The sequence below is a fragment of the Neptuniibacter sp. QD57_21 genome (assembly GCF_047778075.1).
Taxonomy (GTDB): domain Bacteria; phylum Pseudomonadota; class Gammaproteobacteria; order Pseudomonadales; family Balneatricaceae; genus Neptuniibacter.
Genome location: NZ_CP180549.1, coordinates 3,540,240 through 3,556,584 on the forward strand (window position 1 = coordinate 3,540,240; position 16,345 = coordinate 3,556,584).

The window sequence follows — 16,345 nt, forward strand, 5'->3', positions numbered from 1 at the left end:
AGCCTCCCTACCAGTTGGCAATACCTAATTGTTGATTTTATTCAACAATTTTAGATACAACACCAGCACCTACAGTACGGCCACCTTCACGAATCGCGAAACGTAGACCTTCTTCCATTGCTACTGGGTTGATTAGTGTAACGTCCATTTGAACGTTATCACCAGGCATTACCATTTCTACACCCTCTGGAAGCTCACATGCACCAGTGATGTCAGTTGTACGGAAGTAGAACTGTGGACGGTAACCTTTGAAGAATGGAGTGTGACGACCGCCTTCTTCTTTGGATAGTACGTATACTTCACCCTCGAAACGAGTGTGAGGAGTAATAGAACCTGGAGCTGCTAGTACTTGACCACGCTCAACCTCTTCACGTTTAGTACCGCGCAGTAGAACACCAACGTTCTCACCAGCACGACCTTCGTCAAGAAGCTTACGGAACATCTCAACACCAGTACAAGTAGTAGTCGTAGTTTCTTTGATACCTACGATTTCAACTTCTTCACCAACCTTGATGATACCGCGCTCAACACGACCAGTTACTACAGTACCACGACCCTGGATAGAGAATACGTCCTCGATAGGCATGATGAATGCACCGTCGATAGCACGCTCTGGCTCTGGGATGTAAGAGTCTAGAGTTTCAACTAGAGTCTTAACAGCAGTAGTACCAAGTTCGTTGTCGTCTTCGCCGTTTAGGGCCATTAGAGCAGAACCTGGGATGATTGGAGTGTCATCACCTGGGAATTCGTACTGGTCTAGAAGCTCACGAAGCTCCATTTCAACCAATTCTAGCATCTCAGCGTATTCTTCAGAGTCAGCACCACCACAGTCTTCTGCTAGTAGGTCTGCTTTGTTTAGGAATACTACGATGTAAGGTACACCTACCTGACGAGATAGTAGGATATGCTCACGAGTCTGTGGCATTGGACCATCAGTCGCGCCACATACAAGGATCGCGCCATCCATCTGTGCAGCACCAGTGATCATGTTCTTAACATAATCGGCGTGGCCTGGACAGTCTACGTGTGCGTAGTGACGTTCTGGAGAATCATACTCAACGTGAGAAGTTGCGATTGTGATACCACGCTCACGCTCTTCTGGAGCGTTGTCGATACCGTCAAATGCAACAGCGTCGCCGCCCCATACTTCTGCACATACGCGAGTTAGAGCTGCTGTTAGAGTAGTTTTACCGTGGTCAACGTGGCCGATTGTACCAACGTTAACGTGCGGTTTTGAGCGTTCAAATTGTTCTTTAGCCATCAGTCTGTCCAGTGCAAATTAATTTACAAAGTGCCAAATATAACAAAGGGCAGATATATTACTATATCTACCCTAAAAATAAATTCTGGAGCTCAAGAGCGGAATTGAACCGCCGACCTCACCCTTACCAAGGGTGTGCTCTACCCCTGAGCTACTTGAGCTTAGTCTCACTTGGAGCGGGTAGCGGGAATCGAACCCGCCTCTTCAGCTTGGAAGGCTGAGGTAATAGCCACTATACCATACCCGCCTTACTGTGAATGGTGGTGAGGGGTGGATTCGAACCACCGAAGCTTACGCGTCAGATTTACAGTCTGATCCCTTTGGCCACTCGGGAACCTCACCAACAATTTCAAAACTTCACTGACCTATGAGATGGTGCCGGCACCAAGAGTCGAACTCGGGACCTACTGATTACAAGTCAGTTGCTCTACCAACTGAGCTATACCGGCGTCTCAATGAAGTGGCGCGTATGTTACCACCGAATCAGGGCTTTGCAACCCCTTTACACAACTTTTTTTCAATTTTTATAAAATAATAGTTTTCTTTGACTATTTCTTTGATTTTACTGGATAAATTTCGATCACCTGAGGCATCCATTACAACAACATAGCGAGTTCCAGTAGATTCGCGCTTTTCTACACGACTATCAATTGCTAGTGACGATAGTACCTTTACCTGCTCTACAGCCGATTCTTTATTACTATAACCTTCTAGGCTGTATTCAAAGTCCAGTAATTCGTCACCAACTTCACTTAACCCCTTGTTTTCCAGGTAATCCATTAAAGCCAAGCGTTTCTTTAGATCTTCCGGTAAGGAAATCACTACCACATAGCTAGCAACAGCTACTTCTATCGCTTTATATTCAGCCTGACCGCCTAAACCGACAATAAATTGCGTCACGGCAGCTGCTTTTACATCGGTTTCAAAACCAGTAAACCACAAACACTCTTGCCGGCTAGACTTCTCAGCCTTCAGCCTTTCAAGAGCATCCTGATCCATCTCAGCAACCAGCTTTAATATATTCAGCTGCTGGCGAGCCTCAGAGATTTTATTGGCCTCTGGCTCTAGCTGGATCGAATGCCAAAACAGTAATACCGCATTGGCTAATAATAGAAAGAGAAACAACCAACGAAACATAACTAAGCCAACGCCCAAGCCAAACCGTCTAAGACTAAATCAGGCTCTAGGTGCCCGCATCCAGCCATCTTGTAGAACAGCTCGCCATCACCGCCTGTTATATAGAGCGCGCTATGCTCAATTTTTAGATCCTTTACAATTTTTTCCGCCAAAGCAACAAACGCAAAATCAATTCCGTTAGACACGGCTGAATTTGTATCTTTGCCTGGCTGAGGATTAAAGGACTTAAGTGAATGATCGATAAGAATTTCAGATGTGTTTTCTAATAGGCCTTTTTGCATCAACCTGAGACCAGGAATGATATGACCGCCTATATGTTGTCCTTTATGATCAACGTGATCGACAGTAATCGCACTTCCACAATCGACCACACAACAAGCGCCACCCGCTTTTTTAAAGGCCGCTAACATAGCCAACCAACGATCAACCCCCATCCGCTCCGGATCGACATAGCTATTTTTTAATCCAGCTTGCTCTGCTGTTGTTTTAGCAAATAAAGGCTCGACTTGCTCTAGCGCTTGAAAAATTGCTTGCAGTTGCAGGCTTATCTCTTTACCTGCAACTGACGTTACTCTGATTTTTGAAAATTTTTGTAGCCAGCTATCCGGAATTGACTGCTCGTTCAATTCTCGCGTTAACAGCTTACCTCGAGCACCATTCTGTTCGAGCACTCGCCACTTTATAAACGTATTGCCAGCATCTATTTCAAGAATCATAAGTTTCGCTGAACACTCACTTCTCCACCGTGAAAAGCCTGCACGCCAGACGGCGTTTGTAGAAGCAGTGCGCCGGAGGTATCGATACCGTTGCAAACACCTTCTACCATCTTCTCACCAACCTGCAATACGATCTCTTTATTCTGCATAGCATGGTAGGACTGCCACTCATCAACCCATGCAGCAAAGCCTGTGCGCTCAAACTCTTCAAGCCTTACTACTAGCTGATTAATAACTTCGGCTAATAGTCGATTGCGGCTTACATCAGTGCCAGCAATAGTTTTAAGATCGGTCCAAGGCTGATCGATATCTTCAGCCTGTTCTTTTGGCATATTCACATTCATACCAACACCAATAATCACTTGGCATTGACCGGACGCTTCTCCATTTAACTCAATCAAAATCCCTGCAAGTTTTTTGCCTTGATAAAGTAGGTCGTTTGGCCATTTCAGCTCAACCCCATCAACCGAGAGTACTTCCAATGCTTTAACAAGAGATAGACCGATCAGCAGACTCAAACCCTCAAGTGCTGCAGCGCCCTGCTCAAATCGCCATACTAAAGAGAAATAAAGATTGCGAGCAAAAGGGCTAACCCAGCTGCGACCTCGTCGACCACGACCTTCTGTCTGCTGCTCAGCAACAAACAAACGCCCATGACAATCTCCCTTCTGAGACTCCTTCATAGCCATCTCATTAGTAGAGGCAATGGTTAACGGAATCTCTGGACATTTAATTAGTTCTGCAACCTCTGGGCGTAAAGCAGATTTAATCTGCTCATAATCCAGTAGCTCTACACCACCCGGGACTCGATAACCTCGCCCTTTAACACTGTAGACTTCAAGACCGCTTTCTTCGATACGGCGTATATGTTTCCAGATCGCACTACGGCTGATTCCAATTTCCTCTCCCAATTCTCGACCGGAGTGGAATTTGCCATCAGCTAGAATAGACAACAACGAACGGAGCGTCATACTACTTTGCCTTCTTTAAATTTTATCTAAAACAATAAAGCTATAGTTGTATGGGTTAGGTCCTTCTGCAGAGAAATCTTCTCTACCCACTTCTTTCCAATTTTCTCGCGCAAACTCAGGGAACCAAGCATCCCCTTCTATTTCTGCATCAACTTCTGTCAGATATAAACGATCAGCCTTCTCTAACGCTTGCGCATAAATCTGACCGCCACCAATGACCATCGCCTCGGATGCACCATCGATCATTGCTACACTTTCAGCCATATCAATAGCCGCTTCTAGGCTAGAAACAACTTTGACACCTTGAGGCGCATAAGATTCCTGTCTAGAGATAACGATATTGGTGCGCCCAGGTAGTGGACGGCCTATAGACTCATAGGTATTTCGCCCCATGATAATCGGCTTACCCATAGTCACTTGTTTAAAGTAACGTAGATCTTCAGGTAAGTGCCATGGCAGCTTATTGTTAACGCCAATCACTCGATTTTTAGCTTGTGCAACAATAATTGCTAAGTTCATCGAAACTCCTAATCGACTTATATCGCTAAGATATTAAGCATCATTTTATATTCTTACCAAAAATACTTAACATTCGGTAACATAATCTCACTGAATTTAAACACAGGGTTAAGCACAAACCAATGAGACAATACCTAGATCTGTGCCAAAGAATTATCGATGAAGGCGTTTGGGTAGAAAACAAACGCACAGGCAAACGCTGCCTTACCGTCATTAATGCTGATTTAACTTATGACGTCGGCCAAGGGCTGTTCCCTATGGTGACTACGCGCAAGTGCTTTTACAAATCAGCGATTGCAGAGATGTTAGGTTATCTCCGCGGTTATGATAACGCAGCAGATTTTCGCAAGATTGGCACCAAAACATGGGATGCCAATGCCAACGACAATGCTGAGTGGCTAGCTAATCCATATCGAAAGGGTGAAGATGATTGCGGTTTCATCTACGGAAAAGTAGGCAGAAACTTCCCAAAACCCGATGGCGGCAGTATCGACCTATTGCGCAAAATTGTGGATAACCTATCAAACGGTATTGATGACCGTGGTGAGATCTATACCTTCTATCACCCGGGCGCCTTCCACATGGGCTGCTTACGACCTTGCATGTATAGCCATCATTTCTCACTGCTAGGCGATACACTTTACCTAAACAGCACTCAGCGAAGCTGCGATGTGCCATTAGGTCTGACGTTTAATATGGTGCAGGTGTACTTCTTGCTAGCGATCGTAGCGCAGATCACCGGTCATAAACCGGGTAAGGCGTATCACAAGATCGTAAACGCCCATATTTATGAAGACCAAGTCGAGCTAATGCGTGATGTGCAGCTTAAACGTGAGCCGTTACCGTTACCGACCTTTAAAATCAATCCAGATATCAAAACGCTGGAAGATTTAGAAACATGGGTAACCGTTGATGACTTTGAAGTTGATGGTTATCAGCACCATGACCCAATTCAGTATCCGTTCTCGGTTTAGATCAGACAATAAAAAAAGAGGCCTATTTGGCCTCTTTTTTAAGCTCAATTTCATCCGCGCTTATAAGCGAGCCCAACCAACAACATCCCCAGCAGTATCATCGGCAAAGAAAGCAACTGACCCATGGTTAGCCACTCAAATGCGATAAACTGAAGATGCGCGTCCGGTTCACGCACGAATTCTACTAAAGATCGGAACAAACCATAGAGCAGTAGGAATAATCCAGAAACAGCCATTTTCGGTCGCGGTTTAGATGAGAACCACCAAAGCACCACGAATAGCACAAGCCCTTCTAGTGCAAATTCATACAACTGAGAAGGATGACGAGGCAGATCACCTCCGCGAGGAAATACCACACCCCAAGGCCCATCGGTAACACGCCCCCAAAGCTCACCACCAATAAAGTTACCAATACGGCCTGCACCTAAACCAATCGGCACCAAAGGCGCTACAAAGTCCGTCATGGTAAATAGGGATTTACCGTGTTTACGACCAAACAGATACATGGCCGCGATAACACCGAGCAAACCTCCGTGGAAAGACATCCCCCCTTCCCAGATAGCAAATAGCCAAAGCGGATCTTGCAGGAATCGATCAAGGTGATAGAACAGGACATACCCCATTCGACCACCCAATACCACGCCCATAGCACCCCAGAAGATCAGATCTGATATCTGCTCTTCAGTCCAGCCAGAACCAGGTAAACGCGCTCGCCTTACACCTAGCCACCAAGCTGCGGCAAAGCCGATCAAATACATCAAGCCGTACCAATGAATCTGCAATGGCCCAACATCTAATGCAATCGGGTTGATATCATGAACCCACACAGCACTACTCCTAAACTAGATTACTGATTAAGAAACGCAGCCCTACACAGAATAAAAAGACTGCAAAAATCCGTTTTAAAACTGGTCCTGGCAGACTGTGCGCCCATTTAGCACCAAACTTAGCAAAATAAGAACTGGTCAAAACAATACCTGCAAATGCAGGTAGGTAGACATAACCTGCACTCCAATCAGGCATATCAGCATTCCCCCAACCTTCCCAAACATTGGTTAACGCCGCCATTACTGCAATCGGAAGACCACAGGCAGCTGAAGTAGCCACTGCTTGTTGCATCTGTACTCGCCCCCAGGTGAGATAAGGCACTGTCAGGGTTCCACCACCAATACCAAAAATACTGGAAAGCCAACCAATCACACCACCTGAGATAACAAAAGATTTGGTACTCGCCGATATTTCACCCGCATCAGGCTTTAAGTTCAACGCCATTTGGATCGAAACCAAAATAGCAAAGCCGCCCAACGCAATTTGTAGCCATTCACCAGTCATTTGCCCCGCAGTTTTAACGCCGAGAAATGCACCCAACAAAATACCAGCTGTTAAAGGCTTAAAAATATCCCAGCGGACTGCACCTTTGCTGTTATGTGCCATAGTAGAGCTGATCGAAGTCACTACTATGGTCGCTAAAGAGGTGGCAACCGCTGCATGGGTTAACACGCTAGGCGCCATCCCCTGCAATTCAAAGCAAAAGACCAATACCGGCACGATCAACAGACCACCACCAATACCAAATAAGCCTGCAACAACCCCTGCTGCTGCGCCTAGAATTAAGTAGGTAAGAATTGTGATCAGCATCTTTTATCCTTTACTCTGCCTTTGTGCGATTTGCACTTACAATAAAAACGATCGCTATATTACCCAATTAATGGCCTATTACCTATGTGCTTAATAACATTCGCGTATAAGACCCACCCTAAGTACTCCCTGATTTTACTCGCCAATCGCGACGAGTTTTATCAAAGAGCCAGTCAAGCGATACATTTTTGGCCCGATCAGACTCAGGTGCTTGCCGGAAGGGATCTAGAACAGATGGGCACTTGGTTGGGCATCAATAAAGCAGGAAAGTTCTCAGCCGTTACCAATTTTCGTGATGGCAACAACATGGCCAAATCGAAAAAATCTCGCGGTGAGCTTACAGCCAATTTTTTAACGGGTTCTACTGATGCGAAAAGCTATTTAGCGCAATTGGAGAAAGAAAAATCACAATACGGCGATTTTAATCTGCTTACAGGGGACAAAACAGGTCTGTACTACAGTTCTAACCGCGGAGGCCAAACGCAACAATTACAACCCGGCGTATACGGAATGAGTAATGCGCTTCTAGACACGCCTTGGCCAAAGCTTACCCAAGTAAAACAGGCGCTAGTAGATAAAATCGAAAATGAGATGATTTCTGAGCAGGCTTTGTTTGAGATTATGCTTAACGATCAACAGGCTGCAGACGAAAACTTGCCGGACACCGGCGTACCTTTTGAATGGGAAAAACAGCTCTCTTCTAGCTTTATTCGATCAGAGACTTATGGCACTCGGGCTATAACGCTCCTTCTGCAAGAACTCGATGGCTGCACAACAGTTATCGAACAAGGATACGACTATAATGGCCCCTTAAAAAGAAGTGAGTATCAACTTACTTTGCCAGCCTTAGGGTAGCGACCTCAAGGAAAAAAACAGACTAAACAACAACCGGCTGTTTTGGCAGCGCTATACCCAAGTCAGTGAGACGCTCATTGATAAACTGCTGAATACGATCAGCATCATCCATCGCCATCACATCTTTCAGGAGTTGACCCGCATCTTCCTTACTCACTTGGCGGATTGCCGCTTTTACTTTAGGCAGATTGGTCGCGTTCATTGATAGCACGTCATAGCCCATTGCCATCAACAGCAAAGCACCGCCTGGCTCAGACGCTAATTCACCACAGATAGACACTGTAACGTTTTCTTTATGGGCTTCTCGCGCAATGAAAACCAGCGCCCTAAGAACAGCGGGATGGTAACTAACATACAGATCAGCAACACGAGGGTTATTACGATCTACGGCAAGCAGATACTGAGTAAGGTCGTTGGAACCCACTGAGATAAAATCGACACGACGGGCAAATCGGCGTACCTGATAAACAGCAGCCGGCACCTCAACCATCACACCCACCAATGGACGCTCTATATCATGCCCTTCATCTTGCAGTTCTTTAACTGCACGATCAATCTGACGACTTGCTTCTTCTACTTCGCCTACGCTGGTCACCATCGGCAACATGATACGTAGATTACCGTAACCTTCACCTGCTTTAAGCATTGCGCGTACTTGCACAAGGAAGATCTCAGGATGATCCAGCGTCACTCGGATACCACGCCATCCCAAGAATGGGTTTTCCTCTTCAATTGGAAAGTAAGGTAGTGACTTATCTCCACCGATATCCAAGGTACGCATTGTCACTGGGCGAGGATGGAATGCTTCTAACTGTTTACGATACGTCTGTGCTTGATCCTGCTCACTCGGGAAGAACTCTCGAATCATGAAAGGCACTTCGGTTCGATACAGTCCGATACCTTCTGCGCCACGATCCAGTGAACGCGCCACATCGGCGATCAAACCTGTATTTACCCAAAGAGGCATACGGAAACCATCTGTAGTTTCCGCAGGAAGGTCCTTAATCGCTTCAAGTTCGGCAGCCTGCTCTTGTTCACCGCGCAAGATATCTCTGTAGGCCGTTAGTAGATCTTCTCCCGGCTGAACATAGATTCGACCTGAGTAGCCATCAAGAATCAGCTCTCGACCATCAATACGCGTCAAGGGCAGATCCACTGCTCCCATAATGGTCGGAATACCCATGGAACGAGCAAGGATCGCAGCATGAGAATTACTGGAGCCATGAACAGAAACTAAACCGACCAACTTCTCGCTCGGCACTTCACCAAGCATCGCCGGAGTTAATTCATCAGCAACCAGTATGGTTTCATCGGTAAATTCGAGTACCGCCGGTGCGTCTTCTTGCAGATAGGCGAGCACTCGACGCCCTAAATCTTTGATATCAGTCGCACGTTCACGCAGATAGGGATCATCCATCATCGAAAACTGACGCACATGTTCCGTAACAACTTCACGGAGCGCACCTTGCGCCCAGTTCCCTTGACGAATTCGAGCAACCACTTCACCAGCCAAAGCGTTGTCATCCAACATTCGAAGATAAACATCGAACAGCGCCTGCTCTTCAGAACGTAAACGCTGGGCTAAACTGCGCCCAACTACTTTGATATCCCGTCGAACAAGCTTTAACGCAGCTTCAAAGTTCGCAATTTCCTGCTCTACATCTTTGGCAACTTTATCCGGAACTGAATTCAGATCTGCAGGAGGCGCAACAACCGTAGCCGAACCAATAGCTACGCCAGCAGAACCCGGTACACCTTCAAAGCGTAAGTTAACAATCTCGCTACTAGGCTCTTCACCCATCGCACCTAAAGAGCCTGTGGCTTCAGCATGAGCAATCGCACCTGCTAGTTGCGCAGATAATGTAACCAGAAAAGCTTCTTCGCTCTCATCAAAACGGCGCTGCGCTTTTTGCTGAACAACTAAGACCCCTAAAACACCGCGGTGATGGATAATCGGCACACCGAGGAAAGAGTTAAAACGCTCTTCACCAGTGGACTCAACATATTTGTAGGCGGGATGTTCAGAGGCGTTTTCAAGGTTAATCGGTTCGGCACGATCCACCACCATACCAACCAAGCCTTCTTCGGCAGATAAGCGAACACTACCTACCGCTTCTTGATTTAGACCCTCGGTCGCCATCAAAACATAACATTGATCCTCGGGATCAAATAGATAAACAGAACAAACCTCTGTGGACATAGCACGCTGGATGCGACGCACAATCAGATTCAGTACCGAGTCCAAATCTGGCGCGATACTGACTTCCTGTACAATCTTCTTCAACACATCCAGCATTCAGTGTCTCTCCTTCTAGGTATTTATGGCATTAAATCTCGATAGTTTAGGTGATAATTCTCGCATTGCCTTGCGATACACCTCTCGTTTAAATGACACAACCTGTCCTAGCGGATACCAATAGCTCACCCAACGCCAACCATCAAACTCTGGCGATTCAGTGTGATCAATTTTTACCGCACTATCTGCGCTTAACATCCGTAGCAAAAACCATTTTTGCTTCTGGCCAACACATACCGGATGCGAATTGCGCCGGATCATTCGTTTGGGCAATCGGTATCTCAACCAACCTCGGGTTACTGCAACAATTTCTACATCTTCTGCAGCAAGTCCAATCTCTTCTCTTAATTCGCGATACATTGCTTCTTCAGGGGTTTCATCCTCATTGATTCCCCCCTGCGGAAACTGCCAAGCATCTTGGCCAATTCGTCTTGCCCAAAGGACCTGACCCAGCGAGTTAGCCAGAATGATACCGACATTCGGCCTGAACCCATCTGAATCAATCACTTTAGTTATTCCTAATTATTTTTCAGCTATTGTTCCATAATTCTTTGATACTCAGCAAATCCCTTTTCAGACAATTGCATTCAAAGCATATCCTCCCTATCCTTGCGACACTATCTTATTCGTTGAGGAACCTCTTTTGAGCTTAGCAATTTTTGATCTGGACAATACTCTTCTTGCCGGTGACAGCGATCACGCATGGGGCGAATTCCTGTGCGAAAAAGGAATTGTAGATAGCGATGAGTATAGTCGCGCAAACGACTACTTTTACGAGCAATATAAGAATGGCGGATTAGATATTTTCGAATTCCTTACCTTTGCTCTAAAGCCTTTGGCTCAGATGCAACGTGCAGAACTAGATAAACTGCATTTAGAGTTCATGGAATCTAAAATTATTCCAATTATGCTGCCTAAAGCGGCTGAGCTTCTACAGAACCACCGCGAACAAGGTGATTACTTGCTTATTATCACAGCGACTAACCGCTTTGTAACAGGCCCTATCGCAGACAAGCTGGGCGTTGACGACATTATTGCAACAGACCCAGAAGAAGTGGATGGCGAGTACACAGGCAAAGTTGCGGGTATACCTTGCTTCCAAGATGGCAAAGTAACGCGCCTGAATGAATGGTTAAAACATAATGACTTCAATTTAGAAGGCAGTTATTTCTATAGTGATTCCCACAATGACTTACCGTTGCTGGAGAAAGTAACTCATCCAGTCGCAGTAAACCCAGATGAAACGCTGGAAGATCATGCCAACGCCAACCTTTGGCCTGTGCTTGATCTACGTTGATCAGGTGTAAACATCCGCACAAAAAAGAGAGGCAATAGCCTCTCTTTTTTATTTCTGTTAAAACTCAATCAAAATGTTCTGCAAAATGACGAACATCGTGAGCTAACTTATCAATCTTATCGGCAGCCTTTTCCATCTCTGCCAAAACAGCCGCACTGATCGCTGACTCAATCAACAGTGCTAACTCATCAAAATGCTCTTCACCAATATCGTTACACATTACTGTTGGTAATCTCTCCTTAAAAGACGAGACAACATGTTGAGCATGTGCAGTTTGTTTCATTGTCATCGTTTTACTCCTTAACTCTTACTTATGCACTGGGTGACGATCAATTTGCCCTTGGGCATTGCTGACGATTTGCGGATCCGGCTGAAGATCAATCTCTTCACTTTTATTCGGATAAGGCATACGACTAAGTAGATGGCGCATTGCATTAAGTCTTGCGCGCTTCTTATCGTCAGACTTAATCACAGTCCAAGGCGCATCTGCTGTGTCGGTATAGAAAAACATCGATTCTTTGGCTTCTGTATATGAATCCCACTTATCCAAAGAGGCCAAATCAATTGGAGAAAGCTTCCATTGTTTCAACGGATCTACACGGCGAGCCTGAAAACGTCGGAACTGCTCGTCACGGCTTACCGAGAACCAGAACTTAAACAGTTTGATGCCACTTCGCGCCAGCATACGCTCCAGATCAGGGGTCTGACGCATAAACTCTAAATACTCAGATGGCGAACAGAAGTTCATTACTTTCTCAACCCCAGCACGGTTGTACCAAGAACGGTCAAACAGCACTATCTCACCAGCCGTAGGAAGATGGTTGATGTAACGCTGGAAATACCACTGTCCTTTCTCTTGCTCGGTCGGCTTTTCCAACGCCACCACACGTGCACCACGGGGATTAAGGTGCTCCATAATACGTTTGATGGTTCCGCCTTTACCGGCTGCGTCACGCCCTTCAAAGAGGATAACAACACGCTGCCCGGTCTCACGCACCCAGTTCTGCATCTTCAACAGTTCTATCTGCAGCTCTTTTTTACGCTTTTCGTATTCTTTGCGGGAAATTTTTGTATCGTAAGGGTATTCGCTGGACTCAAACAGATCAGTAACTTCCTGATCCAGCAGTACAGTAGGGCAAATTTCTTCTTGCGGTGGCAAGATCACATCTGCAGTTTGAACATCAACATCTGGGGTCTGTAACTCCTGGTTCATAGGCTTACCTCTCTAGTTCGGTTAATCAGTATTACTGATTATGCGCCTACTACATCAGGAGTTTCTGATATAGATCAAACAACCATTAGTATTTTAAAAGTTAACGTTCCCTCTATAATTATTCTTCGGTATGATCCCCGCCCTTTCCGATTAAACCTTCACGGAATAACAGCCCTTAAGCCACCACTTTACAGTGCTTCAAGGACTCATTTAGCTCATGCATCAACATGCTTCGCGTGATGATACCCACTAGCTTATTCTGCTCAACCACTGCATACACTTTTGGTTTATCCAAACCCATCTGCTGAGCTAAATCGACAATACTCAATCCCGGTGAAACCGTAAGTGGATCGGTACGCATAATATCGCCAACAATTTCGTGGCTATCACAGTGATAACTGTCGGTAACTAAATAAGGCAAACAATCAAACTCTGATAAAAAGCCAACCACCTTCAAGTTTTTATCTACTACCGGTAAGCCTAAATACCCAGAATCTAGAATATGAGAAACCGCCTCAACTAGGGGCATATCTGCACTTAGCGGCTTATTCACAGGAAACATTGCATCTTTTACTTGTAACATAACCCTACCCACCTGTTTTATCTTGCTGATTACAGTCTGGCAAAGAACTCGAAAATGACAAATTCACAACAAAAAAGGGGAGCTGTTAAAGCTCCCCTTTTTGATCGATTCGCCAAAGCTATGGGCATGGATTCGGATAGCGGACATGAATCGCTTCAATCTCCGCCAGTAAACCTTCATCAAGGTTAAGGTTTACGGAGTCTATATTGGCTGTCAGCTGCCCCATGGTCGTTGCGCCAATAATATTACTGGCGACAAAATCACGACTATTAACAAAAGCCAACGCCATCTGAGCTGGATCCAAATTATGCGCTCGCGCTAGCGATACATACTCTTCAGTCGCTTTTATACCTTGTTCATTCAGATATCGAGTGTAATCAGGAAACAGGGTTAAACGGCCCTTCTCAGGCTGAGCGCCATTAAGGTACTTGCCACTCAAGGTACCAAATGCCATTGGTGAATACGGCAGTAGAGACACCTGCTCACGCATCAAAACCTCGGTTAAACCCACCTCAGAGGAGCGGTTTAACAAATTGTAGGGATTCTGTACGGAAACAACTCGCGGCAGGCCTAATTGCTCAGCATAAGCTAGAAACTTCATGGTTCCCCATGCCGTTTCATTGGATAAACCCACATATCTAATCAAGCCTTCATCCACCAGCTCTTTTAAAATGTTTAGGGTTTCCAAAATTGCTGCCCCATCGTTTTCTGGAGCATGCTGATAGCCTAACTTACCAAAGAAATTAGTGGTGCGATCTGGCCAGTGGAGTTGGTATAAGTCGATATAATCGGTTTGAAGACGCTTTAAACTGCCTTGGATCGCTTCACGAATATTTTTGCGATCAAAATGCATATCAGGGCGGATAAAGCTGACAAAATCTCCAGGCCCCGCAACCTTTGTTGCAACGATCACCTTATCGCGGTTATTCCGTTGCTTCATCCAGTTACCGATGTAGGTCTCTGTTAGCCCCTGATAACGCTCATCCACAGGCACTGGATACATCTCAGCAGCATCAAGAAAATTGACACCTTGCGCTCAGGCATAATCCAGCTGTTCAAACGCTTCGACCTCAGTGTTTTGTCGACCGAAGGTCATAGTTCCCAGACAGATCAGACTCACATTGAGATCAGTATTACCTAGCTGACGATATTGCATGGTAAAGCTCCTATCTGGGAACAGATGTCAGGTTAAGACGATGGCAAAACTCTGACAAAGAATGATTTAAGGTAATCCGTTTCGGGAATCGCTGGATGTACCGGGTGGTCTGCACCCTGATGCCCCTGATCAAAGATCTGAGCATTACGATCCAATTCGCGGCTATTACTACGAATAATATCGATCAAGCGATCACGTTGAAGATGCATAGAGCATGACGCAGACACCAAGATTCCGTCTTTCTTCAGAAGACGCATGGCGAAATTATTCATACGGGAGTAAGCACGCTCACCGTTACGAATATCCTTTTTCTTCTGAATAAACGCAGGCGGATCCAACACAACCACATCAAATTTTTCTTTATCTGCAATCAGAGACTTACAAATATCAAAGGCATCGCCGTGGAAGCCTTCGAAACGATCAGACGCATTGTTGATACGCGCGTTCTCAGCAGCCACTTCTAGAGCAAAGTGGGAAGCATCGACACAGATCGCCTGATTAGCACCAGCAGCCAAAGCCTGCGCGCCCCAGCCACCTACGTAACTAAACAGATCCAGTACGCGCTTACCTTCAACATGTTTTTGCATCTGAGCACGGTTATTACGGTGATCGTAGAACCAACCAGTTTTCTGGCCTTTCTGCAGTGGCGCTAGCAGTGGTACAGAGTTTTCCATCAACGGACACAGCTCTGGGATATCACCTTGGATGATCTCTGTGTAGGTTTCCAAGCCTTCCATATCGCGCATTTTGCCGTCGTTACGCAGCAAAATCGCTTTCGGCGTGAACACTTTGTTCAATGCGTCGATAATGTCATCTAGCACCGCTTCCATGCCGGCTGTAGAGATCTGTACAACAAACACATCGTAGAAACGATCAATCACTAGACCTGGTAGAGCATCACTGTCACCAAACACCAAACGATAGCAATCATCAGTAAAGCAGCTTTCACGCAGTGATAGCGCCACTTTAAGACGGTGAATGATTAAGGAACGATCCAAAGTGTATTTAAGATCACGACTGACGATTCGACCGCAAATCAACGTATTTGGGTTTACATAAGCAACGCCTAAAGGTTTGCCTTTGTCAGTTTCGACAATAACCTGCTGGCCCGGCTCAAAGCTCTTCAGCGGTGTCGCGCGGTTATCCACTTCGTTACTGTAGATCCAAAGGTGACCACCACGCAGCCTGCGTTCAGCCCCACTGTTTAGTTTTAGAGTTTGCAGTGACATGTTTTTCCTGTTTTACAGACAACTGTCCCGGCATATAGCCGGGACAAGGTATTTATTTCTCAGGCCGAGGCCCTAAATCTGACTTAAGCTTCAGATTCGCACAGATCGTTGTAAGCTTCTGCGCTTAGTAGTTCGTTCAACTCATCAGCGTCGCTTAGCTTCAATTTGAAGAACCAACCATCACCGTATGGGTCAGAGTTAACTAGCTCTGGAGAGTCTTCCAGATCTTCGTTAACAGCTACAACTTCACCACTTAGCGGCGCGTATACGTCAGATGCAGCTTTAACAGACTCAACAACACCTGTTTCATCACCTGATTCTACTTCAGCACCGACTTCTGGCAGCTCAACGAAAACTACGTCACCCAAAAGGTCTTGCGCGTGATCTGTTACACCGATGACAACGGTGCCATCACCTTCAACGCGGATCCACTCGTGACTAGCAACGTATTTCAGTTCAGATGGAATGTTACTCATGTTTATTTCCTACCCCTATGGGTC

General features: G+C 45.8%; 17 protein-coding genes, 4 tRNA genes and 1 pseudogene. 3 read left to right on the plus strand and 19 right to left on the minus strand.

Annotation, left to right across the window (positions count from 1 at the left end):
- Positions 1-37: 37 nt before the first annotated feature.
- The 9 genes from tuf to folA form a co-directional block, all read right to left on the minus strand.
- Positions 38-1,261 carry an elongation factor Tu gene (tuf, locus tag ACMXYS_RS16250; protein ID WP_415882739.1) on the minus strand — a complete coding sequence of 408 codons (1,224 nt, stop codon included), beginning with the start codon at positions 1,259-1,261 and terminating at the stop codon, positions 38-40.
- Between the two features lie 86 nt (positions 1,262-1,347).
- Positions 1,348-1,422, minus strand: a tRNA-Thr gene (locus tag ACMXYS_RS16255).
- An 11-nt stretch (positions 1,423-1,433) separates the two neighbouring features.
- A tRNA-Gly gene (locus ACMXYS_RS16260) sits at positions 1,434-1,508 on the minus strand.
- 11 nt (positions 1,509-1,519) lie between these two features.
- Positions 1,520-1,603, minus strand: a tRNA-Tyr gene (locus ACMXYS_RS16265).
- 31 nt (positions 1,604-1,634) lie between these two features.
- A tRNA-Thr gene (locus ACMXYS_RS16270) sits at positions 1,635-1,710 on the minus strand.
- A 34-nt stretch (positions 1,711-1,744) separates the two neighbouring features.
- Positions 1,745-2,398: a hypothetical protein gene (locus ACMXYS_RS16275; protein WP_415897120.1), complete on the minus strand. Its 654-nt coding sequence runs from the start codon at positions 2,396-2,398 to the stop codon at positions 1,745-1,747.
- 2 nt (positions 2,399-2,400) lie between these two features.
- A complete protein-coding gene (locus tag ACMXYS_RS16280; RefSeq protein WP_415897121.1) occupies positions 2,401-3,114 on the minus strand; it encodes a type III pantothenate kinase in 714 nt (237 codons plus the stop codon).
- On the minus strand, positions 3,111-4,085 hold the full coding sequence (gene birA, locus ACMXYS_RS16285; RefSeq protein WP_415882750.1) for a bifunctional biotin--[acetyl-CoA-carboxylase] ligase/biotin operon repressor BirA: 975 nt from the start codon (positions 4,083-4,085) through the stop codon (positions 3,111-3,113). Before birA ends, ACMXYS_RS16280 begins: the two co-directional genes overlap by 4 nt.
- Before the next feature lie 15 nt (positions 4,086-4,100).
- Positions 4,101-4,604 (minus strand): type 3 dihydrofolate reductase, encoded by a 504-nt coding sequence (folA, locus tag ACMXYS_RS16290; protein WP_415882751.1) that lies wholly within the window; start codon positions 4,602-4,604, stop codon positions 4,101-4,103.
- Positions 4,605-4,726: 122 nt separating this feature from the next.
- On the opposite strand from folA, the gene ACMXYS_RS16295 reads away from it, so the two are divergent.
- Positions 4,727-5,578, plus strand: a complete 852-nt coding sequence (locus ACMXYS_RS16295) for a thymidylate synthase (RefSeq protein WP_415897122.1) — start codon at positions 4,727-4,729, stop codon at positions 5,576-5,578.
- A 50-nt stretch (positions 5,579-5,628) separates the two neighbouring features.
- Here ACMXYS_RS16295 and lgt read toward each other — a convergent pair whose 3' ends face one another.
- Together lgt and ACMXYS_RS16305 are read right to left on the minus strand one after the other, a co-directional pair.
- Positions 5,629-6,405 (minus strand): prolipoprotein diacylglyceryl transferase, encoded by a 777-nt coding sequence (lgt, locus tag ACMXYS_RS16300; RefSeq protein ID WP_415882753.1) that lies wholly within the window; start codon positions 6,403-6,405, stop codon positions 5,629-5,631.
- Between the two features lie 10 nt (positions 6,406-6,415).
- On the minus strand, positions 6,416-7,216 hold the full coding sequence (locus tag ACMXYS_RS16305) for a sulfite exporter TauE/SafE family protein (protein WP_415882754.1): 801 nt from the start codon (positions 7,214-7,216) through the stop codon (positions 6,416-6,418).
- Between the two features lie 84 nt (positions 7,217-7,300).
- Here ACMXYS_RS16305 and ACMXYS_RS16310 point away from each other — a divergent pair, with 84 nt between their 5' ends.
- Positions 7,301-8,071: an NRDE family protein gene (locus ACMXYS_RS16310; protein WP_415882755.1), complete on the plus strand. Its 771-nt coding sequence runs from the start codon at positions 7,301-7,303 to the stop codon at positions 8,069-8,071.
- A gap of 22 nt (positions 8,072-8,093) precedes the next feature.
- Here ACMXYS_RS16310 and ptsP read toward each other — a convergent pair whose 3' ends face one another.
- On the minus strand, positions 8,094-10,367 hold the full coding sequence (gene ptsP / locus ACMXYS_RS16315) for a phosphoenolpyruvate--protein phosphotransferase (RefSeq protein ID WP_415882756.1): 2,274 nt from the start codon (positions 10,365-10,367) through the stop codon (positions 8,094-8,096).
- A gap of 15 nt (positions 10,368-10,382) precedes the next feature.
- A complete protein-coding gene (locus ACMXYS_RS16320) occupies positions 10,383-10,874 on the minus strand; it encodes an RNA pyrophosphohydrolase (RefSeq protein ID WP_415882757.1) in 492 nt (163 codons plus the stop codon).
- Positions 10,875-11,010: 136 nt separating this feature from the next.
- Between ACMXYS_RS16320 and ACMXYS_RS16325 the strand changes: the two genes are divergently transcribed.
- Positions 11,011-11,664: an HAD family hydrolase gene (locus ACMXYS_RS16325; RefSeq protein WP_415897123.1), complete on the plus strand. Its 654-nt coding sequence runs from the start codon at positions 11,011-11,013 to the stop codon at positions 11,662-11,664.
- A gap of 64 nt (positions 11,665-11,728) precedes the next feature.
- On the opposite strand, the gene ACMXYS_RS16330 is transcribed toward ACMXYS_RS16325, so the two are convergent.
- The 6 genes and pseudogenes from ACMXYS_RS16330 to gcvH all read right to left on the minus strand — a co-directional run bounded on the left by ACMXYS_RS16330 (position 11,729) and on the right by gcvH (position 16,321).
- Positions 11,729-11,953 carry a phosphatase gene (locus ACMXYS_RS16330; RefSeq protein ID WP_415897124.1) on the minus strand — a complete coding sequence of 75 codons (225 nt, stop codon included), beginning with the start codon at positions 11,951-11,953 and terminating at the stop codon, positions 11,729-11,731.
- Positions 11,954-11,971: 18 nt separating this feature from the next.
- Complete coding sequence (gene ppk2 / locus ACMXYS_RS16335) at positions 11,972-12,877, minus strand: polyphosphate kinase 2 (protein WP_415882760.1); 906 nt, start codon at positions 12,875-12,877, stop codon at positions 11,972-11,974.
- 175 nt (positions 12,878-13,052) lie between these two features.
- Positions 13,053-13,460: a CBS domain-containing protein gene (locus tag ACMXYS_RS16340; protein WP_415882761.1), complete on the minus strand. Its 408-nt coding sequence runs from the start codon at positions 13,458-13,460 to the stop codon at positions 13,053-13,055.
- A 118-nt stretch (positions 13,461-13,578) separates the two neighbouring features.
- A pseudogene (locus ACMXYS_RS16345) lies at positions 13,579-14,616 on the minus strand (NADP(H)-dependent aldo-keto reductase).
- A gap of 32 nt (positions 14,617-14,648) precedes the next feature.
- On the minus strand, positions 14,649-15,845 hold the full coding sequence (locus tag ACMXYS_RS16350; protein WP_415882763.1) for a class I SAM-dependent rRNA methyltransferase: 1,197 nt from the start codon (positions 15,843-15,845) through the stop codon (positions 14,649-14,651).
- Positions 15,846-15,928: 83 nt separating this feature from the next.
- Entirely contained in the window at positions 15,929-16,321 is a 393-nt protein-coding gene (gene gcvH / locus ACMXYS_RS16355; RefSeq protein WP_415882764.1) for a glycine cleavage system protein GcvH, read from the minus strand.
- Positions 16,322-16,345 lie beyond the last annotated feature (24 nt).

Excerpts from the sequence above, each read along its gene's own strand:
- ACMXYS_RS16280 (WP_415897121.1), bottom strand. The coding sequence starts at position 3,114 with ATGATTCTTGAAATAGATGCTGGCAATACGTTTATAAAGTGGCGAGTG.
- ptsP (WP_415882756.1), bottom strand. The coding sequence starts at position 10,367 with ATGCTGGATGTGTTGAAGAAGATTGTACAGGAAGTCAGTATCGCGCCA.
- ACMXYS_RS16305 (WP_415882754.1), bottom strand. The coding sequence starts at position 7,216 with ATGCTGATCACAATTCTTACCTACTTAATTCTAGGCGCAGCAGCAGGG.
- ACMXYS_RS16310 (WP_415882755.1), top strand. The coding sequence starts at position 7,301 with ATGTGCTTAATAACATTCGCGTATAAGACCCACCCTAAGTACTCCCTG.
- tuf (WP_415882739.1), bottom strand. The coding sequence starts at position 1,261 with ATGGCTAAAGAACAATTTGAACGCTCAAAACCGCACGTTAACGTTGGT.
- ACMXYS_RS16330 (WP_415897124.1), bottom strand. The coding sequence starts at position 11,953 with ATGACAATGAAACAAACTGCACATGCTCAACATGTTGTCTCGTCTTTT.
- ACMXYS_RS16350 (WP_415882763.1), bottom strand. The coding sequence starts at position 15,845 with ATGTCACTGCAAACTCTAAAACTAAACAGTGGGGCTGAACGCAGGCTG.
- ACMXYS_RS16295 (WP_415897122.1), top strand. The coding sequence starts at position 4,727 with ATGAGACAATACCTAGATCTGTGCCAAAGAATTATCGATGAAGGCGTT.
- gcvH (WP_415882764.1), bottom strand. The coding sequence starts at position 16,321 with ATGAGTAACATTCCATCTGAACTGAAATACGTTGCTAGTCACGAGTGG.
- ACMXYS_RS16340 (WP_415882761.1), bottom strand. The coding sequence starts at position 13,460 with ATGTTACAAGTAAAAGATGCAATGTTTCCTGTGAATAAGCCGCTAAGT.
- ACMXYS_RS16275 (WP_415897120.1), bottom strand. The coding sequence starts at position 2,398 with ATGTTTCGTTGGTTGTTTCTCTTTCTATTATTAGCCAATGCGGTATTA.
- folA (WP_415882751.1), bottom strand. The coding sequence starts at position 4,604 with ATGAACTTAGCAATTATTGTTGCACAAGCTAAAAATCGAGTGATTGGC.
- ppk2 (WP_415882760.1), bottom strand. The coding sequence starts at position 12,877 with ATGAACCAGGAGTTACAGACCCCAGATGTTGATGTTCAAACTGCAGAT.
- birA (WP_415882750.1), bottom strand. The coding sequence starts at position 4,085 with ATGACGCTCCGTTCGTTGTTGTCTATTCTAGCTGATGGCAAATTCCAC.